Consider the following 25,483-nt stretch of genomic DNA (forward strand, 5'->3'; position numbering starts at 1 on the left):
AAAGACCGGCGCGCGCGCCGGTCATCCACAGCAAATCGCATCAAAGCCAATCTCAGGCGACGCCGAGAACCGTCATCAGGCTTTTCATGCGCGCAGCGGCAAGCTCCGGCCTGTCGAGCACATTGGCCCGATCGGCGAGGCGGAAGACATCGGCATAATGCGTGACACCGCGCGCCGACTGCATGCCCGCCGGCATGGTGAAGTGATCCTGGTGGCCGTTCAGCCAGGCGAGGAACACGACGCCCGCCTTGTAATATTGCGTCGGCGCTTCGAAAATCTTGCGCGACAGCGGCACTGTCGGCTCGATGACCGCGCGGAACGTATCGACGTCTCCGGCAGCAAGCAAGGCAAGCGCCTTGGAAGCCTGCGGCGCGACGGCATCGAAAATGCCGAGCAGAGCGTGGCTGTATTTGCTGCCGTCGCCCTCGATCAGTTCGGCATAATTGAAATCATCGCCGGTGAAGCACAGCACGTCCTCCGGCAACCGGTTGCGGAGCGCGATCTCATAAGCGTTATCGAGCAGCGAGATCTTGATGCCTTCGACTTTGGCCCGGTTCTCCTCGATGATGGAGAGTACGGCATCCAATGCGGGCTCGAAGCTTTCGGAGCCCCAATAGCCGCGAAGCTGCGGGTCGAACATATCCCCCAGCCAGTGCAGCACGATCTTATCCTTCGCCTGGCCAAGGATGCGGCCATAGACCTTGCGATAGTCGTCGGGCGACGTGGCAAGACGGGCAAGCGCCCGGCTCGCCATCATGATCGCCCGGCCACCATGCTTTTCGACGAAGCCGATCTGCTCCTCATAGGCGCGGATGACGTCATCCAGCGACCGGGCATCGGCGGGGTTGAGATGGTCCGTGCCGGCGCCGCAGGCGAGGTCTGCGCCCGGCACCGTCTTCGCCTCGGCAAGCGAGCGGCGGATCAGTTCCTGCGCGCCGGGCCAGTCGAGCCCCATGCCGCGCTGCGCCGTATCCATCGCCTCCGCGATGCGGAAGCCGAGCGACCAGAGATGGTGTCGGAAGGCCATGGTCCGCTCCCAGTCCACCGCCGGCGCCTCCCACGGCCGCGTGTCGCGGCGCGGATCGGAAACGACATGGGCTGCCGCATAGGCAATGCGGTTGAACATGGGCGTGGAAGCCGGCCGTGCCGTTGGCGTGCCCACGAGAGAATAGGCTTCGACGCCGCCATCGGCACGCGGCAGGGACAGGCTGATCGGCATGAAATCCTCCCAAGGTTTTTCACGGCAATAATTTAGATCGTTCCAAATTTCAAGGGTGATTTTAATCGACGCCCCTTTTCCTTCGTCATCCTCGGGCTCGACCCAAGTATCTGCAAACGTCGAATAATTGGCCGATACTAGAAGTATCAAGGCGAGCAGGTCTCAATTCACGAGGAGCGAGACCGAAAATAGGCGGCAGAAACCTCAGCATGAATATGAGGAGCATCACTTGACAAATTTGGAACGATCCAATTATCTAGTATCAACAAGCGGACGAAACCTGTCCGCACAGGGAGGAAAATCGTGAACAAGGGCCGGGTGACCGTCGTCGATATTGCGCGCGCCGCCGGCGTGTCGAAGTCGACCGTCTCCCTCGTTCTTCAAGCGAGCCCCCTCGTCAACGAGGCCACTCGCGCCAAGGTCAATGCGGTCATCCGCGAGCTTGGCTATGTGTATAATCGCGGCGCGGCGAACCTGCGCCAGTCGGCCTCCTCGAAGATCATCGGCATCATCGTCAACGATCTCACCAACTCCTTCTTCGCGGAGCTTGCCGTCGGCATGGACATGGTCATGCAATCGGCCGGCTACGTGCAATTCCTGTCGAACTCCGCCGAAAGCGTCGATCGCCAGCGCGAGGTCATCGCCTCCATGCGCGAACACGGCATTGCCGGGCTCATCATTTCGCCGGCACGCGGCACGGAGGCCGTCGACCTGAAGCCGTTGGCGGCCAGTGGCATCCCGGTCGTCGCGGTGGTGCGCAACGTGGTCGGCGCGAAGGTCTCCACGCTGTTTTCCGACAACTATGCCGGCGCGAAGGATGCGGTCCGCCACCTCGTCTCGCTCGGCCATAGCCGCATTGCCTTCCTCGGCGGCATCGCCAACACCACCGTCTTCGCCGAACGCGTGCAGGGCTGGCGCGATGCGCTGGCCGAGGCCGGCCTCGCCGCGCCCGATACGCTGGTCATCGGCTCGACGGCTTCGCGCGCCGGCGGCGTCGCGGCAATCGAGCGCGCGCTTTCGCTGCAGGACGCGCCGACGGCGGCCCTCTGCTTCAACGACGCGGCCGCCTTCGGGGTCTGCGACGGCCTACGCGCCGCCGGCAAGGAGCCGGGCCGCGATTTCGGCGTGGTCGGCTTCGACGATGTGATCGAGGCCGAGACCGCCGTGCCGGCGCTGACGACGGTTTCCGTCGATCCGCAGGGCATGGGCCGGCGGGCGGCGCAACTGCTTTTGAAACAGATCAATGCGGGCCGGGTGGAGCCAGAGGCAATCGTCGGTTCGGTGCGCCTTGTCGTGCGCCAGAGCTGCGGTGCCGGGGAAAAGACGCGGAGGATGTCGGCATGACGAAATGGGGTCTGATCGGGGCAAGCACGATCGCCAGGGAGTGGGTGATCGGAGCGATCCGTGCAACGGGCGGCGAAGTCGTGTCCGTGATGAGCACCAGCGCCGATCGCGGCCAGACCTATGCCGAGGCGCAGGGCATCGCCAAGGCGGTGACGACACTCGAAGACCTCGTCAACGACCCCGATGTCGACGCGGTCTATATCTCCACGACAAACGAACTGCACTGCGACCAGGCGCTCGCCGCCGCCAAGGCCGGCAAGCACATCCTGTGCGAAAAGCCGCTCGCCATGTCGCTTGCCGATGCCCGCGCCATGGTGCAGGCCGCGAAGGACGCCGGCGTCGTCATGGCGACCAATCATCATCTGCGCAATGCCGCCACGCACCGCGCGATGCGCGAGGCTATCAGGGCCGGTCGTATCGGCACACCGCTGTCGGCCCGCGTCTTCCACTCCGTCTATCTGCCGCCGCACCTGCAGGGCTGGCGCCTCGACAAGCCGGAGGCGGGCGGCGGCGTGATCCTCGACATCACCGTGCACGACGCCGATACGCTGCGTTTCGTGCTGGACAGCGACCCGGTCGAAGCCATCGCCTTCGCCCAGGCCGGCGGCATGGGCAAGGCCGGACTGGAGGATGCCGTTATGGGCGTGCTGCGCTTCGAAAATGGCGTCATCGCGCAGTTCCACGACGGCTTCACCACGAAATTCGCGGAGACCGGGCTGGAAATCCACGGTTCCGAGGGCTCGCTGATCGGCCGCAACGTCATGACGCAGCGCCCCATCGGCACCGTGACGCTGCGCGACGCCAGCGGTGAACAGGATTTGCCGCTCGATCCCCGCAATCTCTACGAGACCGCACTTGCCGCCTTCCATGCCGCCGTTGACGGCAACGGAAAGCCGTCCGCGACGGGCGAGGATGGCATCTGGTCGCTGGCAACGGGACTTGCCGTAGTCGAAGCCGCGCGCACCGGCGGAACGGTCAAGATCGCACCGGGCCTTTGAGGACTATTCGGAAAAGACCATGAGCAAGCATATCACTCCACGCCAGGCCGCAGACCTCATTCCAGACGGCGCCGTCGTATCGGTCTCCTCGTCCTCCGGCCTCGGTTGCCCGGACCTGACGCTGAAAGCCATCGGCGAGCGTTTCGACGAGACGGGCCATCCGCAGAGCCTCACGACGGTGCACCCGATCGCGGCCGGCGACATGAGCGGCATCAAGGGTGTCGATTACATCGCGAAGAAAGGCCTTCTGAAGAAGATCATCGGCGGCTCCTATCCCTCCGGCCCCTCCACATCCGAACCGCCACTGATCTGGCAGATGATCACCGGCAACGAGATTCCGGCCTACAATATTCCCTCCGGCATCCTGTTCGACATGCACCGCGAGGCCGCCGCCAAGCGCCCCGGCGTCATCACCAAGGTGGGGCTGGAAACCTTCGTCGATCCGCGCCGGGAAGGCTGCGCGATGAATGCCGCCGCCGCTGAGGAGCCTGTGGTCGAGAAGATCACCTTCGCTGGTGAGGACTGGCTCTATTTCAAGGCCATCGCGCCGCAGGTGGCGATCATCCGCGCCACCACGGCCGACGAACGCGGCAACCTGACCTATGAGCATGAAGGCGCGTATCTCGGCGGTCTCGACCAGGCGCTTGCCGCCCGCAACAATGGCGGCATCGTCATCGCGCAGGTCAAGCGCATCACCAAGGAAGGCTCGCTCAAACCGCATGACGTGCGCGTGCCCGGCGTGCTGGTCGATTACATCGTGGTCGATCCGGAGCAGAAGCAGACGACGCAGACGCTCTACGACCCTGCCATTTCCGGCGAAATCTTCCGGCCGCTCGACTCATTCCGGGTGCCGGAGTTCAACATCCAGAAGGTCATCGCCCGCCGCGTGGCGCAGGAACTCGAGGCCGGCAGCGCGGTCAATCTCGGCTTCGGCATTTCCGCAAACGTGCCGCGCATCCTGATGGAAGAAGGCCTGCATGGCGCCGTCACCTGGGTCATCGAACAGGGCGCCGTCGGCGGCGTGCCGCTGCTCGACTTCGCCTTCGGCTGTGCCTCCAATGCCGATGCCTTCATGCCCTCGCCCTACCAATTCACCTATTTCCAGGGTGCGGGCTTCGACGCCTCGCTGCTCTCCTTCCTGGAAATCGGCAAGGACGGCTCGGTCAATGTCTCGAAGCTCTCCTTCCGGCCGCATGTGACGGCAGGCTGCGGCGGCTTCGTCGATATCACGGCGCGTGCGAAGAAGATCGTCTTCTCCGGCATGTTCAATGCCGGCGCCAAGCTCGGCATCGAGAACGGCAAGCTGGTGATCGAGAAGGAAGGCAAGCTGAAGAAGCTGGTCAATGAAGTCGAGCACGTCACCTTCTCCGGCCCGCGCGGCGTGGCGCAGGGGCAGGACATCACCTATGTCACCGAGCGCTGCGTGCTGAAGCTGACGCCTGATGGCATCGTGCTCACCGAGATCGCGCCGGGCGTCGATCTTCAGGCGCATATCCTCGACCAATCGGAATTCGACCTCCTCATCTCACCCGATCTCAAGGTCATGGACGCCGCTCTCTTCACCGACGCGCCGATCGGCCTGACGCTGCCGCAGAAGCCGGCGCGCCAGCTTGCGGGAGCGTTCCATGGCTGAGCCGCGCATCCGTATTTCCGTCGACGGCTTTGTCGCGACGATTACAGTCGCGCGGCCGGAAAAGGCGAATGCCTTCGATATCGACATGCTGAAGGAGCTTTCAGCCGCCTGCGACGACGTCGAAGCCAATGCCGCCGTGCGTGTCGCCATCCTGACCGGCGAGGGCAAGGCCTTTTCGGCGGGCGGCGATATCCGGGCTTGGGCCGGCATGGAGGCCAATGAATTCGGCCATGCCTGGGTGCGCTTCGGCCACCGCGTCTTCGAACGGCTGGCGACGCTGCGCATGCCGCTGATCGCCGCCGTCAACGGCCATGCGCTGGGCGGCGGGCTGGAACTGGCGGCTGCCGCCGACATTCGCATCGCCGAAACGCAGGTGAAGATCGGCCTGCCGGAAGCCGGCCTCGGCATGGTTCCGGGCTGGTCCGGTACCCAGCGGCTGGTGAAGCGTTTTGGCGCGCAGGCCGTGCGCCGCATGCTGCTCGGCGGTGAAGTGCTGACGGCAGACGAGGCGCAGATACTCGGCATCGTCGATCAGGTCGTCGAGACCGGAGCGGTGCTGGACGCCGCGAAGACCTATGCAGCACGCATCATGGCGCGCGGCCCGGCGGCAACGGAAATTTCCAAGCTGATGATCGCGGTGGCGAACGGCGAAGACAATGGTGCGGCGGTGGAGGCCCTGGGCTCGATCCTCGTCGCCAAGACCGGGGACCTGAAGGAAGGCGTCGCCGCTTTCACCGGAAAACGCCCCGCAGAGTTCAAGGGAGACTGGTAATGACCGCGCATGTGAAACCCAAGGCGCTTGACAATTTCAAGGCACGCGATTTTCGCATGCTGATCGACGGCGTCTGGACGGAAGGTTCCGGCAATGCGCTTGAGCGCGTCGCTCCTGGCCATGGCGTCGTGGTGAGCCGCTACCCGACTGGCAGCAAGGCCGACGCGGAGCGCGCCATCGCGGCTGCCCGCAAGGCTTTCGACAATGGCCCGTGGCCGAGTATGACGGGTGCCGAGCGCTCCAATATCCTGCTCAAGGCCGCCGAACTTATCGCCGCCCGTGCCGACGATCTCGCCTTCCTCGACTGCATCGAATCCGGCAAACCGATCAGCCAGGCCAAGGCCGAGCTTGGCGGCGCCGTCGATATCTGGCGCTATGCCGCAGCCCTTGCCCGCGATCTGCACGGCGAAAGCTACAACACGCTGGGCGATGGCACGCTCGGCGTCGTGCTGCGCGAGGCGATCGGCGTCGTCTCGATCATCACGCCGTGGAATTTCCCCTTCCTGATCGTCAGCCAGAAGCTGCCCTTCGCGCTCGCCGCCGGCTGCACGACCGTCGTCAAGCCGTCCGAACTCACCTCCGGCTCGACGCTCGTCCTCGGCGAAATCCTCATCGAGGCCGGCGTGCCGGCCGGTGTCGTCAACATCATCACCGGCACCGGCCCGGAAGTCGGCGCGCCGATGACCACGCACCCCGATGTCGACATGGTCTCCTTCACCGGCTCCACCGGTGTCGGCCGTCTCACGATGGCCAATGCAGCGCAGACTCTGAAAAAGGTGTCGCTGGAACTCGGCGGCAAGAACCCGCAGATCGTCTTCCCGGATGCCGACCTCGACGCCTTCATCGATGCCGCCGTCTTCGGCGCCTATTTCAACGCCGGTGAATGCTGCAACGCCGGCTCGCGGCTGATCCTGCACAAATCCATCGCCGCCGACGTAACGGCCCGCATCGCCGAGCTTGCAAAGAAGGTCAAGGTCGGCGATCCGCTCGACCCAACGACGCAGGTCGGCGCGATCATCACGCCCCAGCATCTCGAAAAGATCGCCACCTATGTCGATGGCGCTTCCAAGGCAGGCGCTTCTGTGGCGCTGGGTGGTGCTGCCCTCGATCTCGGGCTCGGCCAGTTCATGGCACCGACCATCCTTTCCGGCGTGCAGCCGAACATGGCCGTCGCCCGTGAAGAAGTTTTCGGTCCGGTTCTTTCCGTCCTAACCTTCGAGACGACGGAAGAAGCGATCCGCATCGCCAACGCCATCGACTACGGCCTGTCGGCCGGCGTCTGGAGCCGCGATTTCGACACCTGCCTGACGGTCGGCCGCAAGGTGTGCGCCGGCACGGTCTGGATGAACACCTTCATGGACGGCGCATCAGAACTGCCCTTCGGCGGTTATCGCCAGTCCGGCCTCGGCCGCGAGCTCGGCCGCCATGCGGTGGAGGACTATACCGAGACCAAGACGCTCAACATGCATATCGGCGCCCGCACCGGCTGGTGGATGCCGCGATGACAAGACCCTTCCCGACAACCATGGATGGGACTGGCTCCGCCGCCCGCTCAGGGCGTCGGGAAGCTGAATTGCGGGCTTTGCAGGATCGTCAGGCCCTCGACCGGCTCGCCGGCAATGCGTTGCAACAGCAAGCTGCCCATGCCTTCGCCGGCCGCCTTCAGGTCCTCGTAGATGGTCTCGACCTTCGGCTGGATCTGGCTGAGCAGCCGCGACGTTTGCTTGGCGACGATGTCGTATTCCACACCGAGCGACAGGCCGTTGTCGCTCATGCCGGTAATTGTGGCGAGCGCGGAAACTTCGCCAGGACAGGTATATCCATCCGGCGCATCGGGCTCCGTGCTGCGGCGGCGCATGTAGTCGCGGATCATGTCGGCGGGGCTGTCGAGATCGAGCGCCTCGGGAATCTCGTAGGCGACGCCGGCCTCGCGCACGGCGGTCATGAAGCCGTGCAGCATGTGCTGACAGAAGGTCAGCCGCTTGGGCGGCAGGATGATCGTGACCTTGCGCCGGCCCTTGACGATCAGCCGCTTGGTGGCCTCGTAGGCGAAGGCGAAGTTGTCGTAGTCGACGAAGGCATGCGGGGTGGAGAACTCCGTACGGCCGTGCGTGACGAAGGGAAAGCCGTTTTCCAGCAGCAGCCGCACACGCGGATCGAACGGCTCGGTGCGCGAGAAAATCAGGCCGTCGGCCATGCCGTTGCGGATGATGTAGTTGACCGCATCGACATTGCTGCCGTCGAGAAAATTCGGCGTGACGATGAGATGGTAGGGCGTCGCCTGAAGCGCCCGCGCCAGGCCGTGCATGATGGACGTGCCGAAGCCCAGGATTTCCTCGTGCGGATCGAGCAGGACGGAAATGACATTGGTGCGGCCGGTCTTGAGACGCTGCGCGGCGCGGTCCGGCAGGTAGCCGATCTCGGCTGCCACCTCGTGCACGCGACGCCTTGTGCTCTCGGAAATCTGGGGCGCATTGCCGAGCGCGCGCGACACCGTGGTGATCGCAAACCCCGTCAGTTCCGCGATCGTCTTCAGCGTCGGCTTGCCGGCTCGAAGCGGGTTGCGGGCGGTTTCACTGTCGGCGGGCTTTTCGATGCGGGACACGGGCAGGCTTCTTCGGATGGGGAACGTCGATTCCCGGCACCATATCGAGCGTCTCGCCCCTGGGCAATCTTGCGCTGCACAGAATTTAAAACGTTTTCGATGCATCGCACAAAGCGTTACGTTTTTAAGAAATCGCTGAAATCGCCTGAATTTATCGCAATCTCAAAGACAGTTGCCGCACCTTTCCGTGGCGACTTGACTCCGCAAATTTACAACGTTTTAAATTGGCGCGGCGCTTTGAGCCATAGACTGGATTCCGACGCTCTCAAGGGCCTCGGTCATATCGGCGGGAGGAGGCTCTCGCCCTCGAACTTGCAAACGGGAGGAATACAATGCGCAAGTTTCTGACGACCACTGCAGCGATTGCGGTGCTGATGGGCCTAGGCGGCACGGCCGCTCGCGCCGCTGAAAATGTGGAGGTTCTGCACTGGTGGACGTCGGGCGGTGAAGCTGCCGCTCTCGACGTTCTCAAGAAGGACCTCGAATCCAAGGGCATTTCCTGGACCGACATGCCGGTTGCCGGCGGTGGCGGGACGGAAGCCATGACGGTTCTGCGCGCCCGCGTCACGGCCGGCAACGCGCCGACCGCCGTGCAGATGCTCGGTTTCGACATTCTCGACTGGGCCAAGGAAGGCGCGCTCGGCAATCTCGACGAAGTGGCCGCCAAGGAAGGCTGGGACAAGGTAATCCCGACCGCCCTGCAGCAGTTCTCGAAATATGATGGCCACTGGATCGCGGCTCCCGTCAACGTCCACTCCACCAACTGGATGTGGATCAACAAGGCGGCCCTCGACAAGGCCGGCGGCAAGGAGCCGGCAAACTGGGACGAACTCGTCGCCCTGCTCGACAAGTTCAAGGAACAGGGCATCACGCCGGTCGCCCATGGTGGCCAGCCGTGGCAGGACGCGACGATCTTCGACGCGGTCGTGCTCTCCTTCGGCAACGACTTCTACAAGAAGGCCTTCATCGATCTCGATCCGGACACGCTGGGCGGCGCCCAGATGAAGGAAGCGTTCGACCGCATGACGAAGCTGCGCTCCTATGTGGACGACAACTTCTCGGGCCGCGACTGGAACCTGGCTTCTGCCATGGTCATCGAAGGCAAGGCCGGTCTGCAGTTCATGGGCGACTGGGCAAAGGGCGAATTCATCAAGGCCGGCAAGAAGCCGGGCTCGGATTTCGTCTGCATGCGCTTCCCGGGCACGCAGGGCTCGGTCACCTTCAACTCCGACCAGTTCGCGATGTTCAAGGTTGCCGCAGAGAAGGTTCCGGCCCAGCTCGTCATGGCCTCGGCCATCGAGAACCCGACCTTCCAGTCGGCCTTCAACGTGGTCAAGGGCTCGGCCCCGGCCCGCACCGACGTCTCGGATGAAGCCTTCGACGATTGCGGCAAGAAGGCCATCAAGGACCTCGCGGAAGCCAACACCAACGGCACGCTGTTCGGCTCCATGGCGCATGGCCACGCAAACCCGGCCTCCGTCAAGAACGCGATCTATGACGTCGTGACCCGCCAGTTCAACGGCGAGCTTTCCTCCGAGGAAGCCGTGACGGAACTCAAGGCCGCCGTCGAGGCCGCGAAATAAGGGGCCAGCCCCTCACCCTACCCTCTCCCCGCTGGGGAGAGGGATTTGAACGTCGCGGCAAAGCCCTTCTCCCCGCGGGGAGAAGGTGGCGGCAGCCGGATGAGGGGGCCACGCGCCGCCCTGCAACCCGATTTCAACGGTGGTATCGACCATGGATAGCCGAAGCCGGCTGCAGGAGCTTCTGCCGAAGCTCGTGCTGGCACCCAGTTTCCTCATCGTGCTCGTCTTCGTCTACGGCTTCATCGCCTATACGGGCTTCCTGTCGCTGACGGACAGCAAGATGCTGCCCTCCTACAATTTCGTGGGATTGAGCAACTATTCCAAGCTCTGGGCGCTGCCGCACTGGTGGCGGGCGGTTTCCAACCTTGCGATCTTCGCCTCGCTCTACATCGTCATCTGCTCGGTGCTCGGCCTGGCGCTCGCCATCCTGCTCGACCAGAAGATCCGCGCCGAAGGCATACTCAGACCGATCTATCTCTACCCAATGGCGCTCTCCTTCATCGTGACAGGCACGGCCTGGAAGTGGTTCCTCGATCCCGGCATCGGGCTTGAGAACACCATGCATCTCTGGGGCTGGGAAAGCTTTTCCTTCAACTGGATCAAGGACCGCAACTACGCCATCTACTGCGTGGTCATCGCCGCCGTCTGGCAGTCGTCCGGCTTCGTCATGGCTATGTTCCTCGCCGGGCTTCGCGGCGTCGACAACGAGATCATCAAAGCCGCCCAGATCGACGGCGCCTCGACCTCGACCATCTACCGCCGCATCATCATTCCGCTGATGCGCCCGGTCTTCCTGTCGGCCTTTGTCGTGCTCGCCCACCTCGCCATCAAGGCCTACGACCTCGTGGTCGCCTTGACGGGCGGCGGGCCGGGACAGGCGACCGAGCTGCCGGCGACCTTCATGTATTCCTACACCTTCACCCGCAACCAGATGGGCATCGGCGCCTCCTCCGCGATCATCATGCTGGTCATGATCTTCTCGATCATCATCCCCTACCTCTATTCCGAAATCCGCGGAGGCAAAGGCCGATGAGCGTTTCCAATCCCGATAACGTCATCTCGCACAACAAGCTGACGCGTGCGCTGATCTACACCGCCCTCATCCTGTTTGCGGTTTATTACCTGCTGCCGCTCTACGTCATGCTGGTGAACTCGCTGAAGCCGCTGGAGGAAATCCGCCAGGGCGGCATGCTGAACCTGCCGCAGCAATGGACCATCGAACCGTGGATCTCCGCTTGGTCGACGGCGCAGATCGGCGTACAGCCGACGGGCCTTCGCCCCTTCTTCATCAACTCGATCCTGATGGTCGTGCCGGCCGTCGCGATCTCCACCATCATCGGCGCGCTGAACGGCTACGTGCTGACCAAGTGGCAGTTCAGGGGCTCGAACGTCTTCTTCGGCCTGTTGCTGCTCTCCTGCTTCATCCCGTTCCAGATCGTGCTCATTCCGATGGCGCGCATTCTCGGCACGATCGGGCTCGCCGGCTCGATCTGGGGCCTCACCTTCGTGCACATCATATACGGCCTCGGCTTCACCACGCTCTATTTCCGCAACTACTACGAAAACTTCCCGACCGAGCTGGTGCGTGCCGCCCAGATCGACGGCGCGAGCTTCTTCCAGATCTTCTACCGCATCCTGCTGCCCTCCTCCGGCCCGATCATCGTCGTCTCGGTCATCTGGCAGTTCACCAATATCTGGAACGACTTCCTGTTCGGCGCCTCCTTCTCGGGCGCGGACACGACACCGATGACCGTTGCGCTCAACAACCTCGTGCAGTCCTCGACGGGCGTGAAGGAATACAACGTGCATTTCGCGGGCGCGATCCTCGCCGCCCTGCCCACCCTCATCGTCTACATCGTCTCCGGACGGTATTTCGTGCGCGGCCTGATGTCCGGCGCCGTGAAAGGATAACGCTCATGTCGTTCCTCAAGATCAGCAATCTGCGCAAGTCCTACGGCGCGCTCGAAATCCTGAAGGATATCAACCTGGAGATCGAGCAGGGCGGCTTCCTCGTGCTCGTCGGCCCCTCCGGCTGCGGCAAGTCCACGCTGCTCAACACGATCGCCGGCCTGGAGCCGATCACCTCGGGCGACATCGCCATCGACGGGCGCTCGGTCGCGGGCCTGCACCCCTCCAAGCGCGACATCGCCATGGTTTTCCAGTCCTACGCGCTCTATCCGAACATGACGGTCGCCGGAAACATCGCTTTCGGCATGGAGATCCGCGGCGTGCCGAAGGACGAGCGCGACAAAGCGATCAAGCAGGTCGCCGACATGCTGCAGATCGGCCACCTGCTGGAGCGCAAGCCCGGCCAGCTCTCAGGCGGCCAGCGCCAGCGCGTCGCCATGGGCCGGGCGCTGGTACGCGACCCCAAACTCTTCCTGTTCGACGAGCCGCTGTCCAACCTCGACGCCAAGCTGCGCGTCGACATGCGCACGGAAATCAAGCGCCTGCACCAGCGCATGAAGACCACCATCGTCTATGTGACGCACGACCAGATCGAGGCGATGACCCTCGCCACCAAGATCGCGGTCTTGAAGGACGGCGTGCTGCAGCAGTTCGGCTCGCCCTCGGAAATCTACAACAACCCGGCCAACATCTTCGTCGCCGACTTCATGGGCTCGCCGGCAATGAACCTGCTCTCGGCAAAGATCGAACAGAACGGCGCCGACATGGCGGTCTCGCTTGCCCGCCACCAGGCCGACCCGCTGGTGCTTTCCGTGCCGAACGCGCCCGGCGGGCTTTCCGCCTACAAGGGCAAGGAGGTCATCTTCGGCATTCGCCCAGAAGCCCTGACCGACCCTGACGGCGCGGACCGCAATGCCCGAACCGTCGCGGAAGGCGATTGCCTGATCGAGGTGGTCGAGCCGGCCGGCGCTGACACCTTCGCCGTCACCCATCTCGGCGGCAAGGAGATCGTCGCCCGCCTGCGTGCTGACGTGCGCATCACCGCCGGCCAGACCGCACGCCTTGCCTTCAACCTCGACAAGGCGGTGTTCTTCGACCCCGCAAGCCAGCTTCGCATCGCCTGAGATTTTTCAATGACCACGCAGCCGGACATCGTCATCATCGGATCGGGCATCGGCGGCTCCACCATGGCAGCCGCCCTCGCCGGCTCGGGCGCGCGCATCGTCATCCTCGAGCGCGGCGAGCGCCTGCCCGATACACCCGAGACGCGCAGCTACCGCTCGATCTTCGTCGACGGCCATTTCCGACCGAAGGAGATGTGGCGCGAGCCAGACGGTACGGCGTTCAATCCGGGCAATTTCTATTTCGTCGGCGGCAACTCCAAGCTCTTCGGCGCGGTGCTCCTGCGCTATCGCGCCGAGGATTTCACCGAGATGCAGCATCTCGGCGGCGTCTCGCCGGCCTGGCCCTTCCCCTACGAGGAGCTGGAGCCGTGGTATGGAAAGGCCGAGCGCCTGTTCGAGGTGCGCGGCGAACTGGGCCAGGACCCGACCGAACCGCACCATTCCACGCCCTATCCGCACGGCCCCGTGCCGGACGAGCCGGCGATCGCCCGCGCCCGCGCCGAACTGAAGGCGCAGGGGCTCAATCCGGCGACCCTGCCGCTCGGCGTCGATATCGACACATGGCTTGCCGGCGGGCGCACGCCCTGGGACGGCTTTCCCAACGCCGGCCAAGGCAAGAGGGATGCGGAGACCGCGCCGCTCGCCGCCGCCCTGCTCGACCCTGACATTACGCTTGTCACCTCCGCCCATGTCGATACGCTGGAGGAAGGACCGGACGGCCGGATCACCGCGATCCACTACACCCACGGCGGAGAGAGGAAGCGGCTTTCCCCGAAACTCGTCATCCTGTCGGCGGGCGCGATCAACTCGGCCGCGATCCTGCTGCGCTCCGGCAACGGCAAGGGGCTCGCCAACAGTTCCGACCAGGTCGGCCGCAACTTCATGAACCACAATTGCAGCGCCATGCTCGCGATCAACCCGTTCCGGCGCAACGACAGCATCTACCAGAAGACACTGATGCTGAACGACTATTACCTGACCGGCGGTCGCGACGGCCTGCCGCTCGGCAATGTCCAGCTGCTGGGCAAGATCAACGGCGACATCCTGAAAGCCAACGCGCCGGTCTATGCCCCGCGCTTCGCGCTCGACTTCATGGCCGGCCACGCAATCGACTGGTACATGATGACCGAGGACCTGCCCAATCCCGAAAGCCGCATCATGGTCGACGGCAAGGGCATCGTCATGCAATGGCGGCGTTCCAACATGGAGGCGCTATCGGGCCTGGAGGCGAAAATGCGCGCTCATTTCAAGGCCGCTGGCTACCCGATCGTCCTCACGCAGCCCTTCGACAAGCGCACCCCCTCGCATCAGTGCGGCACGGTGCGCATGGGCCTTGATCCGGCCACCGCCCCGCTCGACCCCTATTGCCGCGCCTTCGATCACGCCAATCTCTACGTCGTCGACGGCGGCTGCCTGCCGACCTCGGCAGCCGTCAATCCGGCGCTCACCATCGCCGCCCAGGCGTTGCGCGTCGCCGACCATATCCGCGCAAAGGAGCTTTCGGCATGACCCGCCCCGTCGCCATCGTCACCGGCGGCCGCCGGGGTATCGGCCTCGGCATCGCGAAAGCCCTCGCCGCCGAAGGCTTCGACATCGCCGTCACCGGTATCGGCGACAGCGATACCACCACCGACGCGATGATCGCCGACCTCGCCCGGCTCGGCGCCCATGCAATCTATCTCAAGGGCGATCTTGCCGATCTCTCCGGCCATGCGGCCACCGTCGCGGCCATCGAAGACCGGCTCGGGGCAATCGCCTGCCTCGTCAACAATGCCGGTATCGCCTCCGTCGTGCGCGGCGATTTCCTCGATCTGGCGCCGGAGAATTTCGACACGATCGTCTCGACCAATCTGCGCGGCACAGTGTTCTTCACCCAAGCCGTGCTGAAGGCGATGTTGCAGTCGAAACAGGCGGCCGGTCCACGCGCGATCATCAACATCACCTCCGTCTCGGCCGGCCTCACTTCGCCCGAGCGGCTCGATTATTGCATGACCAAGGCCGGCCTTGCCGCCTTCAGCCAGGGGCTGGCGATCAGGCTCGCCGATACCGGCATCTCCGTCTTCGAAATCCGCCCGGGCATCATCCGCTCCGACATGACGGCCACCGTCTCCACGAAATACGACGCGCTGATCGAAGGCGGCCTTGTGCCGATGAAGCGCTGGGGCGAGCCTGACGATATCGGTTCCGTCGCAGCCGCCTTGGCATCCGGCAAATTCGCCTTCGCCACCGGCTCGGTGATCAATCTCGACGGCGGGCTGTCGATCGGCCGGCTCTGAAAACTGTTAAGGACCAAGGCATGACCTACGATTACATCATCACCGGCGCCGGCCCCGCCGGCTGCGTGCTGGCGAACCGGCTTTCCGAGGATCCGACCGTTCGCGTGCTGCTGCTGGAAGCCGGCGGTGGCGACTGGAACCCGCTGTTCCACATGCCGGCCGGCTTTGCCAAGATGACCAAGGGCGTCGCAAGCTGGGGCTGGGAGACCGTGCCGCAGAAGCACATGAAGGGCCGCGTCCTGCGCTATACGCAGGCCAAGGTCATCGGCGGCGGTTCCTCGATCAACGCGCAGCTTTACACGCGCGGCAATGCCGCCGACTACGACCTCTGGGCCAGCGAAGACGGCTGCGAGGGCTGGAGCTACCGGGAAATCCTGCCCTATTTCAAGCGCGCCGAGGACAACCAGCGTTTCGCCGACGACTACCATTCCTATGGCGGGCCGCTCGGCGTTTCCATGCCGGTCTCGGCGCTGCCCATCTGCGACGCCTATATCCGCGCCGGCCAGGAACTCGGCATTCCCTACAATCACGATTTCAACGGCCGCCAGCAGGCCGGCGTCGGCTTCTATCAGCTGACCCAGCGCAACCGCCGCCGCTCCTCCGCCTCGCTCGGCTATCTCTCGCCGATCAAGGATCGGAAAAATCTCACCATCCGCACCGGCGCGCGCGTCGCCCGCATCGTGCTGGAAGGCACGCGCGCCGTCGGCGTCGAGGTCGTCAGCGGTAGCAGCGTCGAGACCATCCGGGCCGAGCGTGAGGTGCTCGTCTCCTCCGGCGCCATCGGCTCGCCGAAACTGTTGCAGCAATCGGGCATCGGCCCGGCCGATCACCTGCGTTCGGTCGGCGTTACAGTGAAACACGACCTCCCGGGCGTCGGCTCCAACATGCAGGACCATCTCGATCTCTTCGTCATCTCCGAATGCACCGGCGACCACACCTATGACGGCGTCGCCAAGCTGCACCGCACGCTGTGGGCCGGGCTGCAATATGTGCTCTTCCGCTCCGGCCCCGTCGCCTCCTCGCTCTTCGAGACCGGCGGTTTCTGGTATGCGGACCCCGAGGCCCGTTCGCCGGATATCCAGTTCCATCTCGGCCTCGGCTCGGGCATCGAGGCGGGCGTGGAGAAGCTGAAGAATGCAGGCGTGACGCTGAATTCGGCCTACCTGCATCCCCGCTCGAAGGGCACGGTGCGGCTCGCCTCCGCTGATCCCGCCGCCGCGCCGCTGATCGACCCCAACTACTGGGACGACCCGCACGATCGGAAAATGTCGATCGAGAGCCTGAAGATCGCCCGCGAGATCATGCAGCAGGCTGCGCTGAAACCCTTCGTCATGGCCGAGCGCCTGCCGGGGCCGAAGGTCGTGACCGATGAGGACCTGTTCAACTATGGTTGCGCCAATGCCAAGACCGACCATCACCCGGTCGGCACCTGCAAGATGGGCACGGGCGCGGATGCCGTCGTCGGGCTCGATTTGAAGGTGCATGGGCTTGACGGACTGCGCGTCTGCGACAGTTCCGTCATGCCGCGCGTTCCCTCCTGCAACACCAATGCGCCGACCATCATGGTGGGCGAGAAGGGCGCCGACATCATCCGCGGCCTGCCGGCGCTGCCGGCCCAGGTCTTCCAATACGAGCGCAACGACCAGCGTCCGCGCGCCCGCGCCAACATCCGATAGGGGGAACCATGATCCGCCACTGCGTCTTCATCCGCTTCAAGCCGACCATTTCCGTCGCCTACAAGACCGAGCTTTTCAACGAGATCGATGCCCTGAAGGACCGCCTTCCGGGCATGGTCGCCGTGCATATCGGCACCAATGTCAGCCCGGAAACCGGCATGGACAAGGGCTTTTCCGACGGCTTCATCGTCGATTTCGCCGACAGCTTTTCGCGTGATGCCTATCTGGAGGATCCCGAGCATAAGCAGACGGGTGGTCGCCTGGTTGCGGCCGCCGAGGGCGGCGTCGCCGGCATCCTCGTCTATGACCTAGAAACCGACGACTAGACTCGACCCGCCCGGCGCGAAAGCATGCGCTCGAGCGCGGAGAAGGCGTCGTAGATTAGCACCGCGAGCACCGCGACCACGAGACCGCCCTGCAGCACGAAAGCAAGGTTGTTGGATTGCAGGCCGGCGATGATGACTTCGCCGAGGGTTTTTGCCGCGACCGTCGAGCCGATAGTGGCCGTGGCCAGGCTGATGGTCACCGAAAGGCGGATGCCGGCGAGAATGATCGGCAGCGCCAGCGGCAGCTCCACCTTGGTCAGCCGCTGCCACGCCGTCATGCCGGTTCCCTTCGCCGCCTCGACGATGGCTGGCGGCAGGGTGGAAAGGCCGGTCATGGAGTTTTCGAAGATCGGCAGCAGGCCATAGAGGAAAAGCGCGATCAGCGTCGGTTTCTCGCCGAAGCCGACGGCGGGGACGGCAAGCGCCAGCACGGCGACCGGCGGAAAGGTCTGGCCGATATTCACGAGGCTGCGCGACAGCGGTAGGAATTCGGCCCCGATGGGCCGCGTCACGAGAATGGCAAGCCCGACGGCGACGATAGTTGCGGCAAGCGTCGCCGTGAAGACTGTCGCAAGATGCGACAGCGTCAGCGACAACAGGCTGCCCTGATTGTAGATCGCCGGCGCATTGGCCTGCACCAGCGGCTTGAGCAACGGCTCGTATAGGCCGGGCTGGACGAGAAAGGTGATCAGGATGATCAGCGCCGCCAGCCGCAGGAGATTTGGCAGAAGCCGCTTCATTGCGGCCTCGCGGCACGGCGGGCAAGGCCGGCAAGCGTCACGCGGCCAAGGGCTGCGCCATCCGCACCGACGACCGGCAGGGCATCGCGGCCGGACCACAGCAACGCCGACAGCGCTTCGCGCTGGCTGGTCGCCGCCGCAAGCGGTTCGCCATCCGCAGCGCCCGCTTCGGCGGCATCGCCGGCCGTGCCGATCGAGAGAAGCCGGAACGGCCGCTCGCCGGCGCCGATCAGCGTCTCGACGAAATCCGTGGCGGGCTTGACCAGCATCTCCTCGGGGGCGGCGTATTGCACGATCCGGCCCTTGTCCATGACGGCGATCTTGTCGGCGAGGTGGAAGGCCTCCTCCATATCATGCGTGACGAGGATGATCGTCGTGCCGAAATGTTTCTGGATCGCCAGAAGATCGTCCTGCGCCTTGGCGCGGATGACCGGATCGAGCGCGCCGAAGGGCTCGTCCATCAGCAAAATGTTCGGCTCCGCGGCGAGCGCGCGGGCAACGCCGACGCGCTGCTGCTGGCCGCCCGACAATTCATGCGGATACCGCGGGCCGAAAGCGGCGGGGTCGAGCTGGAAGAGCGAGAGCAGCTCCTTCACCTTGGCGTCGATGCGGCTTTTTTCCCAACCGAGCAGGCCGGGCACGGTGGCGATATTTTCCGCGACCGTGCGGTGCGGGAAGAGGCCATGGCCCTGGATGGCATAACCGATGCGGCGGCGCAGTTCGTAGCTGGGCATCGACCGGTTGTCCTCGCCGTCTATGCGGATGGTGCCCGAGGTCGGCTCGACCAGACGGTTGACCATGCGCATCAGGGTCGTCTTGCCCGAGCCCGACGTGCCGACGATAACGGTGATCGTGCGCGGCGCAATCGTCATCGAGACATTGTCGACCACGGTGTTGTCGCCATAGCGCTTGGTGATGCTGTCGATCTGGATCATGCGGCCCTGCCGGGTTTGGAGAGGGAAAGTTCGGTTGCGGCATCGAGCACGATGGCGGCCGCAAAGGCGAGCGCGACCGTCGGCACCGCGCCGAGCAGCACGAGGTCCATGGCAGTCTGGCCGATGCCCTGGAAGACGAAGACGCCGAAGCCGCCGCCACCGATCAGGGCAGCGATGGTGGCAAGCCCGATATTCTGCACCAGCACGATACGGATGCCCGTGAGAATGACCGGGAAGGCAAGCGGCAACTCGACGCCGAACAACCGCTGGCCGTTCGTCATGCCGATGCCGCGCGCCGCATCATTGGCATCGCGCGGCACGCCGGCAAGGCCGACCACCGTGTTGGCGACGACAGGCAGCAACGAATAGAGGAACAGCGCGACGAAGGCAGGGGCCGCGCCAATGCCGCGAATGCCGATGGCCGCCGCCCCCGGCACGTTGAGCGCGATCCAGCCGAGCGGCGCGATCAGCAGGCCGAACAGCGCAATCGAAGGGATCGTCTGGATGATGTTCAGCACATTGAGCACGCCGGCGCGCAAGCCTTCCACTCGATGACAGAGAATGCCGAGCGGCAGGCCGATCAATGTCGCCGCCGCCAGCGATCCGAGCGCCAGCACGACGTGCCGGCCAGCCTCCAGCCAGAAGGTCTCGGCGCGACTGCCATATTCCTTGAGGATCGAAAGCCCGTCCCAGGCGCCGGACATCAGTAGAGCGGCAATGGCGACGGCAACCGCCGCCAAGAGCGCTACCCGCGCAAGCGGCGCGAGTTTCAGCCGCGCCAGCGCATCGGCGGTCAGGAGCGCGAAGGCGAAGATGGTGAACCAGAAACCGGAGGCCGGCGAAACACGAGCATAGGTATTTTCCGGCGGTGTCAGATGGCCGGCGGAGATGCCGATGAGAATGGAGAGGAGCGCTAGAGCTGCAAGGCCGAGCAGCAGCCGCAGCAGCGTCGGCGTCCTCAGGACGATGAGCACGATAGCGGCGACAACAAAGGCAAGCAGTGCAGCACCGAGGCCGGATGGCAATGCATCGAGGATTGCCCGCGGCTCACCCGGCACGATACGATTGGCCCGGAAATTGGCAAACGGCGCCAGAAAGGCGCCGTAGGCCAGCAAAAAGGCGATCACCACGCCGAGCTTGTCGATCCTGAACCGCATGAAAGCCTTTCTAGGGAGAACCCTCCGCCCGGCCGGGCGAAGGGTGATCGCGGCTTACTTGATGAAGCCGTTCTTCTTGAGGAAGTCTTCGGCAACTGCCTTCGCCGGCTCGCCGCCGACCTGAACGCGGCCGTTGAGATCCTGCAGCGTGACGAGGTCGAGCTTTTCGAAGACGGGCTTCAGCAGTTCCTCGATCTGCGGATTGGCCTTCAGAACCTCTTCGCGGATGATCGGCGAGGGCTGGTAGACCGGCTGCACGCCCTTGTCGTCTTCGAGAACCACGAGGCCCGACGGCGCGATGCCGCCATCCGTGCCATAGACCATGGCGGCGTTCGCGCCGTTGGTCTGGTTGGCAGCGGCGGCGATCGTCGCTGCGGTGTCACCGCCCGAGAGCGTGATCAGCTGTTCCGGCTTCAGCGTAAAGCCGTAGGTGGTCTGGAAGGCCGGAAGGGCGGCCGCCGAGTTCACGAATTCCGAGGAGGCCGCGAGAACGACTTGGCCACCGCCAGAAACGTATTTGCCGAAGTCGCTGAGCGTGACGAGCTTGTTCGGCTCGGTTACATCCTTGCGCAGCGCGATCGCCCAGGTGTTGTTGGCCGGCGACGGCTGCAGCCAGACGATCTTGTTGGCGTCATAGTCGAGCGTCTTGGCGAGTTCGTAGGCCTTGGCCGCATCTTTCCAGGCCGGGTCGTCGGCCTTTTCGAAGAAGAAGGCGGCATTGCCGGTATATTCCGGATAGATGTCGATTTCGCCAGCGATGATCGCCTGGCGAACGACCGGCGTCGCGCCGAGCTGCACGCGGTCCGTCGTCTGGATGCCGTTGGCATTCAGCACGGACAGGATGATGTTGCCGAGAACGCCGCCTTCCGTATCGATCTTCGAGGAAACGACAACCTGGGCGTGGGCGGCACCGGCGGCCAGACCGAGGGCCAGAGCTGCTCCGATAAACTTGACGACTGGGCGCATGTGAAAACCTCTCCTTGTGCGGCAATTCGTGGCCACAGTTTCACCACGTTTCAGAAAGCCCGTCCGGGCAAAGCATTCCATATATGTCAGCAAATCGCAAAAAACAGACTGCGAAGACAGGACATGACACGGTGTTTGTTGCCGCGTCCAAAGCGCTTTAAAATTTATGCCGGAAGAAACTATCAGGCAAAAGAAACCCGTTGCAATCAGCCATGCCATCCGACAGTCTTCCAGCCGGCCCATCCTCCATTTCGATAATGCATTTCATCTCTGCCGGGAACCATCCCGGGCCCGATGTCCGGCGCAGATTTTTGAGGGGACAATGAGCATCTACATCCTCGCATTGCTGATCGGTGTCGTGGCAGGGCTTCGCGCCATGACGGCGCCCGCAGCCGTCAGCATCGGTGCCGCCCTTGGCTGGTTGCCACTTTCCGGCACTTGGGCCGCCTTCATGGGCTATCGCTTCACGCCCTATATTTTCGGCGCGCTCGCGCTCATCGAATTCGTCACCGACCAGCTGCCGAGCACGCCGAGCCGCAAGGTGCCGCAGCAGTTCGGCGCCCGCATCGTCAGCGGCGCGTTCTGTGGCGCCGTCATTGGCACGGCCGGTGGTGCGCTGATCGGCGGGCTGGTGGCCGGCGTGATCGGCGCGATCATCGGCACGCTGGGTGGCGCGGAGGCCCGCCATCGCCTCGTCGCTGCGACCGGCGGCAAGGACCTGCCCATCGCGCTTCTCGAAGACGCCGTCGCCGTTCTGCTCGGCCTCTTCGTCGTTTCGTCGGTTCTCTGATGCAGACATTCGACGCCATCATTATTGGTGCGGGCCAGGCCGGCCCGTCGCTCGCCGGACGGTTGACGGCCGCCGGCCGGAAGGTCGCCCTCATCGAGCGCAAGCTTGTCGGCGGCACCTGCGTCAACACCGGCTGCATGCCGACCAAAGCCATGGTCGCCAGCGCCTATGCTGCCCACCTCGCCCGCCGCGGCGCCGATTACGGCGTGGTGACGGGCCCTGTCGCCATCGACTTCGCTAAGGTCATGGCGCGCAAGGACAAGGTGCGCTTCGATGCCCGCAAGGGTAACGAGGACTGGCTGGAAAGCATGGAGGGCCTGACCTTCATCCGCGGCCATGCCCGCATCGAAAGCCCGACGGAAATCCGCATCGGCGACGATCTGTTGTCGGCTCCCCAGATCTTCCTCAATGTCGGCGGCCGCGCCGTCGTGCCGGATTTTCCCGGCGTGGAAGAGGTACCGCACCTCAACAATGTCTCGATCATGGAGCTGACGGAGGTGCCGAAACACCTCGTCGTCATCGGCGGCAGCTATATCGGGCTGGAATTTGCCCAGATGTTCCGCCGCTTCGGCGCCGAGGTTACGGTCGTCGAAAAGGGGCCGCGGCTGATTGCGCGGGAAGACCCTGATATCAGCGACGCCGTGCGCGATATCCTTGAGCGCGAGGGCATCGCTGTCAGGACCGGGGCGGAATGCATCCGCTTCTTCAAAAGCGGCGACGGTGTCGGGGTGGGCGTCGATTGTACGGCCGGCGCGCCCGAGATCACCGGTTCGCATCTCCTGCTCGCCACCGGACGGCGGCCGAACACCGACGATCTCGGCCTCGACAAGGCGGGCGTGGCGGTGGACAAGCGCGGCTACATCACCGTCGACGAGCGGCTGGAAACCAACGTGCCCGGCATCTTCGCCATGGGCGACTGCAACGGCCGCGGCGCCTTCACGCACACCTCGTACAACGACTTCGAGATCGTCGCGGCGAACCTGCTCGACAACGAACCACGCAAGGTCAGCGACCGCATCCAGACCTATGCGCTCTATATCGACCCGCCGCTCGGCCGCGCCGGCATGAGCGAAACGGAGGCGCGCAAGACCGGTCGCAAGCTTTTGATCGGGACACGGCCCATGACGCGCGTCGGCCGCGCCAAGGAAAAGGGCGAAACGCTCGGTTTCATGAAGGTGATCGCCGATGCCGAGACGAAGGAAATCCTCGGCGCCTCGCTTCTCGGCACCGGCTGCGACGAGGCCGTGCAGAGCATTCTCGACGTGATGTATTCCGGCAGGCCCTACACGACCATCACGCATGCCGTACACATCCACCCGACCATATCGGAACTGATCCCGACCGTCTTCGGCGAGATGCAGCCGGCAAAATGAGAAAGGCCCGGGAATTTCCCGGGCCTTTCATTTTTCAGATCACAATATCCCCATCGCGTCACTTCGGATTGCGGATCGTCAGCGCCGGGTTATGGGCGAAGAAGTTGTGCGGCATGATGTGCACGGTCTTCCATTCCGTCGACATGACCGGCCAGTCTTCCATGCGCGGGATATGGTGGAAGCCGGCGGAGAACCAAGTGACGATGTCCTTGCCCATCAGGCTCTGGTCCTTCTTCACCCATTCGGCGAGCGTATCCGAGCCGTCGCTCTGCATGGCGAACTTGCCGCCGGCATAGCGCTGTTCCGGGTCATAGACCGTGTTCCACACCGAATATTCGATATAAGCGTTGCGCTTCATCGGCGGGTCGTTCTCGAAGTCGAACGGGCCGTAGGACACGTCGCCATGGTGGATCATGTAGCCCGGCTCATGGCCGAGATAGCCTTCACGCGATGGATCCGAGATGTGGAAGTAGCGCGGCTGCGAGGATGAGAGCTTGTAGCGCGCCTCCATTTCCGTCATCGGCATCTTGTGTTCGACCGTCCACATCGACTTGCGCGGGCTCGACGCATCGAGCTTGGCCGGCACGATATCCATCGTCGAGAAGTGGTTGATCGGCTGGTCGACGTCGAAGTCGATGCGGAAGTTGAAGTAGTGGTCGTGGTTTGCGGCAACGAGGTTCGGCGCGATCAGCGTGCCATGCGCCGTATCGGCCTTGGCCGTCGCATCCTTCATCGAGGTAGAGGCAACGCCCTTCACCGCATCGAGGCCGGTCGCGCCGACATAGATGTTGACCTGGCCGTTCTGCTGCAGGCGGTAGTCGATGAGATAGTCATAGTTGCCGACTTCCGAGGCCGTGCGCACCACGAGCTCCGTCGCCGGGCGTCCCTCCGCCGGGATCGGCTTTTCCGGTGTCTGGGCAAAGACTTCGAAATGGCGCCAGGCCGGATCGCCGTTGCTGCGCTCGAAGACGCAGATGGCATCGGGAATGACCAGCGGCTGACCCTTGTCGTCGGCGATCGTCGCCGGCAGGAAGGTGGCATGCGCGGGGCAATCGATGCCGGCGCGCAGCGGCGTCAGGAACAGGCCGAAACCATATTCCCCGCTGTCCATATAGGTGCGCCAGTACCAGCCTTCCGACGGGTCCATATAGGGCACGAAGACTTCCGAGAGATGCGCCTGATAGATGACCGAGCGCCAGGTGCCGTCATCGTTGACGTCGAGATTGGAGAGCACCAGGCCCGGACGCTTGTCGACGCGGAAGTTGAAGCGCCAGATATCCCATTCGAGATGGCTGCCATCGATCTTGTAGTTCGGCCCTCCCTCCTGCACCAGCTTGACGGGGTTCGTCTCGGCGCGCAGCGGTGTGCGTTTGGCGACTTCCTCCTCCGTATAGCCCCAGCCGTCCTTCGGCACATCAAGCACGCCCGTATCGACGACACGCAGCACTTCTTTCTTGCCGATGTCGTAGAGCGCAAACAGGCCCTCGATCGGCTTGGCATAGAAGTTGGAGCCGTCAGGCACCTGATAACAGGGCACCTTCATCAGGCGCGAATTGGTGTATTCGTCGGTGAAGAAATTGCCGGCGGTGAGCGGCAGGCAGAAGGCCTGTTCCGGCTTCAGGCCGCGCTTGGCAAGGCCGGCCACCATTTCGGGATTGCCGAGCACGCCTTCCAGCGCCCCCATGAATTCCGTGAACAGCACCATCGGCTGCCCCTTGGTCTTCTCGTTGCTCTCCACCGCGCCCTTGGTGATGTTGACCACGGCCTCGCTGAAGCCTTCCTTGCTGGTCAGGTAGACGGTCGCCTTGCGGTCGAGGCTGTCGCCCTCCTTCCAGGCGAGCACGTCGGCCTTGGCGGGCTCCTTCAGCTCGATCAGCGGATAGAGCGTGGTGTCGTCGGCAACCTTCTGCTCGCGCAGGATCTGGTTGATCTTCTGGTATTCCTCGGCGGTCAGGCCATCCAGCGGATGGGAGGCCGCGGCGGTGGCAGTCAGGCCGAAGGCCAGCGCCGTAGCGGCAAGATATCTCGTCAGTCTCATGATCGTTCCCTCTTCTGTTG

The 25,483-nt window shown here is 64.0% G+C and carries 22 protein-coding genes; 15 read left to right on the forward strand and 7 right to left on the reverse strand.

The window, feature by feature from the left end; translation table 11 throughout:
- Window positions 1-52 precede the first annotated feature (52 nt).
- Window positions 53-1,219 (reverse strand): dihydrodipicolinate synthase family protein, encoded by a 1,167-nt coding sequence (locus D0Y60_RS14480; RefSeq protein WP_117370656.1) that lies wholly within the window; start codon window positions 1,217-1,219, stop codon window positions 53-55.
- Window positions 1,220-1,522: 303 nt separating this feature from the next.
- Between D0Y60_RS14480 and D0Y60_RS14485 the strand changes: the two genes are divergently transcribed.
- From D0Y60_RS14485 to D0Y60_RS14505, 5 genes are read left to right on the forward strand one after another with little or no spacing between them, the layout of a single operon-like run.
- Complete coding sequence (locus D0Y60_RS14485) at window positions 1,523-2,563, forward strand: LacI family DNA-binding transcriptional regulator (RefSeq protein ID WP_117370657.1); 1,041 nt, start codon at window positions 1,523-1,525, stop codon at window positions 2,561-2,563.
- Window positions 2,560-3,561 (forward strand): Gfo/Idh/MocA family oxidoreductase, encoded by a 1,002-nt coding sequence (locus D0Y60_RS14490; RefSeq protein WP_117370658.1) that lies wholly within the window; start codon window positions 2,560-2,562, stop codon window positions 3,559-3,561. The genes D0Y60_RS14485 and D0Y60_RS14490 overlap by 4 nt, the downstream gene beginning before the upstream one ends.
- Window positions 3,562-3,580: 19 nt before the next feature.
- Window positions 3,581-5,194, forward strand: a complete 1,614-nt coding sequence (locus D0Y60_RS14495) for an acyl CoA:acetate/3-ketoacid CoA transferase (protein ID WP_117370659.1) — start codon at window positions 3,581-3,583, stop codon at window positions 5,192-5,194.
- Window positions 5,187-5,966, forward strand: coding sequence for an enoyl-CoA hydratase/isomerase family protein (locus D0Y60_RS14500; RefSeq protein WP_117370660.1), 780 nt, complete (start codon window positions 5,187-5,189; stop codon window positions 5,964-5,966). Before D0Y60_RS14495 ends, D0Y60_RS14500 begins: the two co-directional genes overlap by 8 nt.
- Complete coding sequence (locus tag D0Y60_RS14505) at window positions 5,966-7,471, forward strand: aldehyde dehydrogenase family protein (RefSeq protein WP_117370661.1); 1,506 nt, start codon at window positions 5,966-5,968, stop codon at window positions 7,469-7,471. The genes D0Y60_RS14500 and D0Y60_RS14505 overlap by 1 nt, the downstream gene beginning before the upstream one ends.
- Before the next feature lie 47 nt (window positions 7,472-7,518).
- On the opposite strand, the gene D0Y60_RS14510 is transcribed toward D0Y60_RS14505, so the two are convergent.
- The gene (locus D0Y60_RS14510; RefSeq protein WP_245409181.1) at window positions 7,519-8,571 is read right to left on the reverse strand and encodes a LacI family transcriptional regulator; all 1,053 of its coding nucleotides are present in this window, start codon (window positions 8,569-8,571) and stop codon (window positions 7,519-7,521) included.
- Window positions 8,572-8,903: 332 nt separating this feature from the next.
- Here D0Y60_RS14510 and D0Y60_RS14515 point away from each other — a divergent pair, with 332 nt between their 5' ends.
- The 8 genes from D0Y60_RS14515 to D0Y60_RS14550 all read left to right on the forward strand — a co-directional run bounded on the left by D0Y60_RS14515 (window position 8,904) and on the right by D0Y60_RS14550 (window position 17,464).
- Window positions 8,904-10,154 (forward strand): ABC transporter substrate-binding protein, encoded by a 1,251-nt coding sequence (locus tag D0Y60_RS14515; protein WP_117370663.1) that lies wholly within the window; start codon window positions 8,904-8,906, stop codon window positions 10,152-10,154.
- Window positions 10,155-10,305: 151 nt separating this feature from the next.
- Complete coding sequence (locus D0Y60_RS14520; protein ID WP_117370664.1) at window positions 10,306-11,187, forward strand: sugar ABC transporter permease; 882 nt, start codon at window positions 10,306-10,308, stop codon at window positions 11,185-11,187.
- Entirely contained in the window at window positions 11,184-12,065 is an 882-nt protein-coding gene (locus tag D0Y60_RS14525; RefSeq protein WP_117370665.1) for a carbohydrate ABC transporter permease, read from the forward strand. The genes D0Y60_RS14520 and D0Y60_RS14525 overlap by 4 nt, the downstream gene beginning before the upstream one ends.
- Before the next feature lie 5 nt (window positions 12,066-12,070).
- The gene (ugpC, locus tag D0Y60_RS14530; protein WP_117370666.1) at window positions 12,071-13,186 is read left to right on the forward strand and encodes a sn-glycerol-3-phosphate ABC transporter ATP-binding protein UgpC; all 1,116 of its coding nucleotides are present in this window, start codon (window positions 12,071-12,073) and stop codon (window positions 13,184-13,186) included.
- Between the two features lie 9 nt (window positions 13,187-13,195).
- Window positions 13,196-14,695 carry a GMC family oxidoreductase gene (locus D0Y60_RS14535; protein WP_117370667.1) on the forward strand — a complete coding sequence of 500 codons (1,500 nt, stop codon included), beginning with the start codon at window positions 13,196-13,198 and terminating at the stop codon, window positions 14,693-14,695.
- Complete coding sequence (locus tag D0Y60_RS14540) at window positions 14,692-15,462, forward strand: 3-ketoacyl-ACP reductase (RefSeq protein WP_117370668.1); 771 nt, start codon at window positions 14,692-14,694, stop codon at window positions 15,460-15,462. The genes D0Y60_RS14535 and D0Y60_RS14540 overlap by 4 nt, the downstream gene beginning before the upstream one ends.
- A 20-nt stretch (window positions 15,463-15,482) precedes the next feature.
- Complete coding sequence (locus D0Y60_RS14545) at window positions 15,483-17,138, forward strand: GMC family oxidoreductase N-terminal domain-containing protein (RefSeq protein ID WP_117370669.1); 1,656 nt, start codon at window positions 15,483-15,485, stop codon at window positions 17,136-17,138.
- A gap of 8 nt (window positions 17,139-17,146) precedes the next feature.
- Entirely contained in the window at window positions 17,147-17,464 is a 318-nt protein-coding gene (locus D0Y60_RS14550; protein WP_117370670.1) for a Dabb family protein, read from the forward strand.
- Here the strand turns inward: D0Y60_RS14550 and D0Y60_RS14555 are convergent.
- From D0Y60_RS14555 to D0Y60_RS14570, 4 genes are read right to left on the reverse strand one after another with little or no spacing between them, the layout of a single operon-like run.
- Window positions 17,461-18,204 (reverse strand): ABC transporter permease, encoded by a 744-nt coding sequence (locus tag D0Y60_RS14555; RefSeq protein ID WP_117370671.1) that lies wholly within the window; start codon window positions 18,202-18,204, stop codon window positions 17,461-17,463. The two genes, D0Y60_RS14550 and D0Y60_RS14555, sit on opposite strands and share 4 nt — an antisense overlap.
- The gene (locus D0Y60_RS14560) at window positions 18,201-19,139 is read right to left on the reverse strand and encodes an ABC transporter ATP-binding protein (protein ID WP_117370672.1); all 939 of its coding nucleotides are present in this window, start codon (window positions 19,137-19,139) and stop codon (window positions 18,201-18,203) included. The genes D0Y60_RS14555 and D0Y60_RS14560 overlap by 4 nt, the downstream gene beginning before the upstream one ends.
- Entirely contained in the window at window positions 19,136-20,296 is a 1,161-nt protein-coding gene (locus D0Y60_RS14565) for an ABC transporter permease (RefSeq protein WP_117370673.1), read from the reverse strand. Before D0Y60_RS14565 ends, D0Y60_RS14560 begins: the two co-directional genes overlap by 4 nt.
- Window positions 20,297-20,350: 54 nt before the next feature.
- Window positions 20,351-21,262 carry an ABC transporter substrate-binding protein gene (locus tag D0Y60_RS14570; protein WP_117370674.1) on the reverse strand — a complete coding sequence of 304 codons (912 nt, stop codon included), beginning with the start codon at window positions 21,260-21,262 and terminating at the stop codon, window positions 20,351-20,353.
- Between the two features lie 322 nt (window positions 21,263-21,584).
- On the opposite strand from D0Y60_RS14570, the gene D0Y60_RS14575 reads away from it, so the two are divergent.
- The gene (locus D0Y60_RS14575) at window positions 21,585-22,052 is read left to right on the forward strand and encodes a DUF4126 domain-containing protein (RefSeq protein WP_117370751.1); all 468 of its coding nucleotides are present in this window, start codon (window positions 21,585-21,587) and stop codon (window positions 22,050-22,052) included.
- Window positions 22,049-23,425: an FAD-containing oxidoreductase gene (locus tag D0Y60_RS14580; RefSeq protein WP_117370752.1), complete on the forward strand. Its 1,377-nt coding sequence runs from the start codon at window positions 22,049-22,051 to the stop codon at window positions 23,423-23,425. The genes D0Y60_RS14575 and D0Y60_RS14580 overlap by 4 nt, the downstream gene beginning before the upstream one ends.
- Before the next feature lie 58 nt (window positions 23,426-23,483).
- Here the strand turns inward: D0Y60_RS14580 and D0Y60_RS14585 are convergent, their stop codons facing one another.
- Entirely contained in the window at window positions 23,484-25,463 is a 1,980-nt protein-coding gene (locus D0Y60_RS14585) for a tyramine oxidase (protein WP_199564192.1), read from the reverse strand.
- Window positions 25,464-25,483 lie beyond the last annotated feature (20 nt).

This window comes from Shinella sp. WSJ-2 (assembly GCF_003432075.1).
Taxonomy (GTDB): domain Bacteria; phylum Pseudomonadota; class Alphaproteobacteria; order Rhizobiales; family Rhizobiaceae; genus Shinella.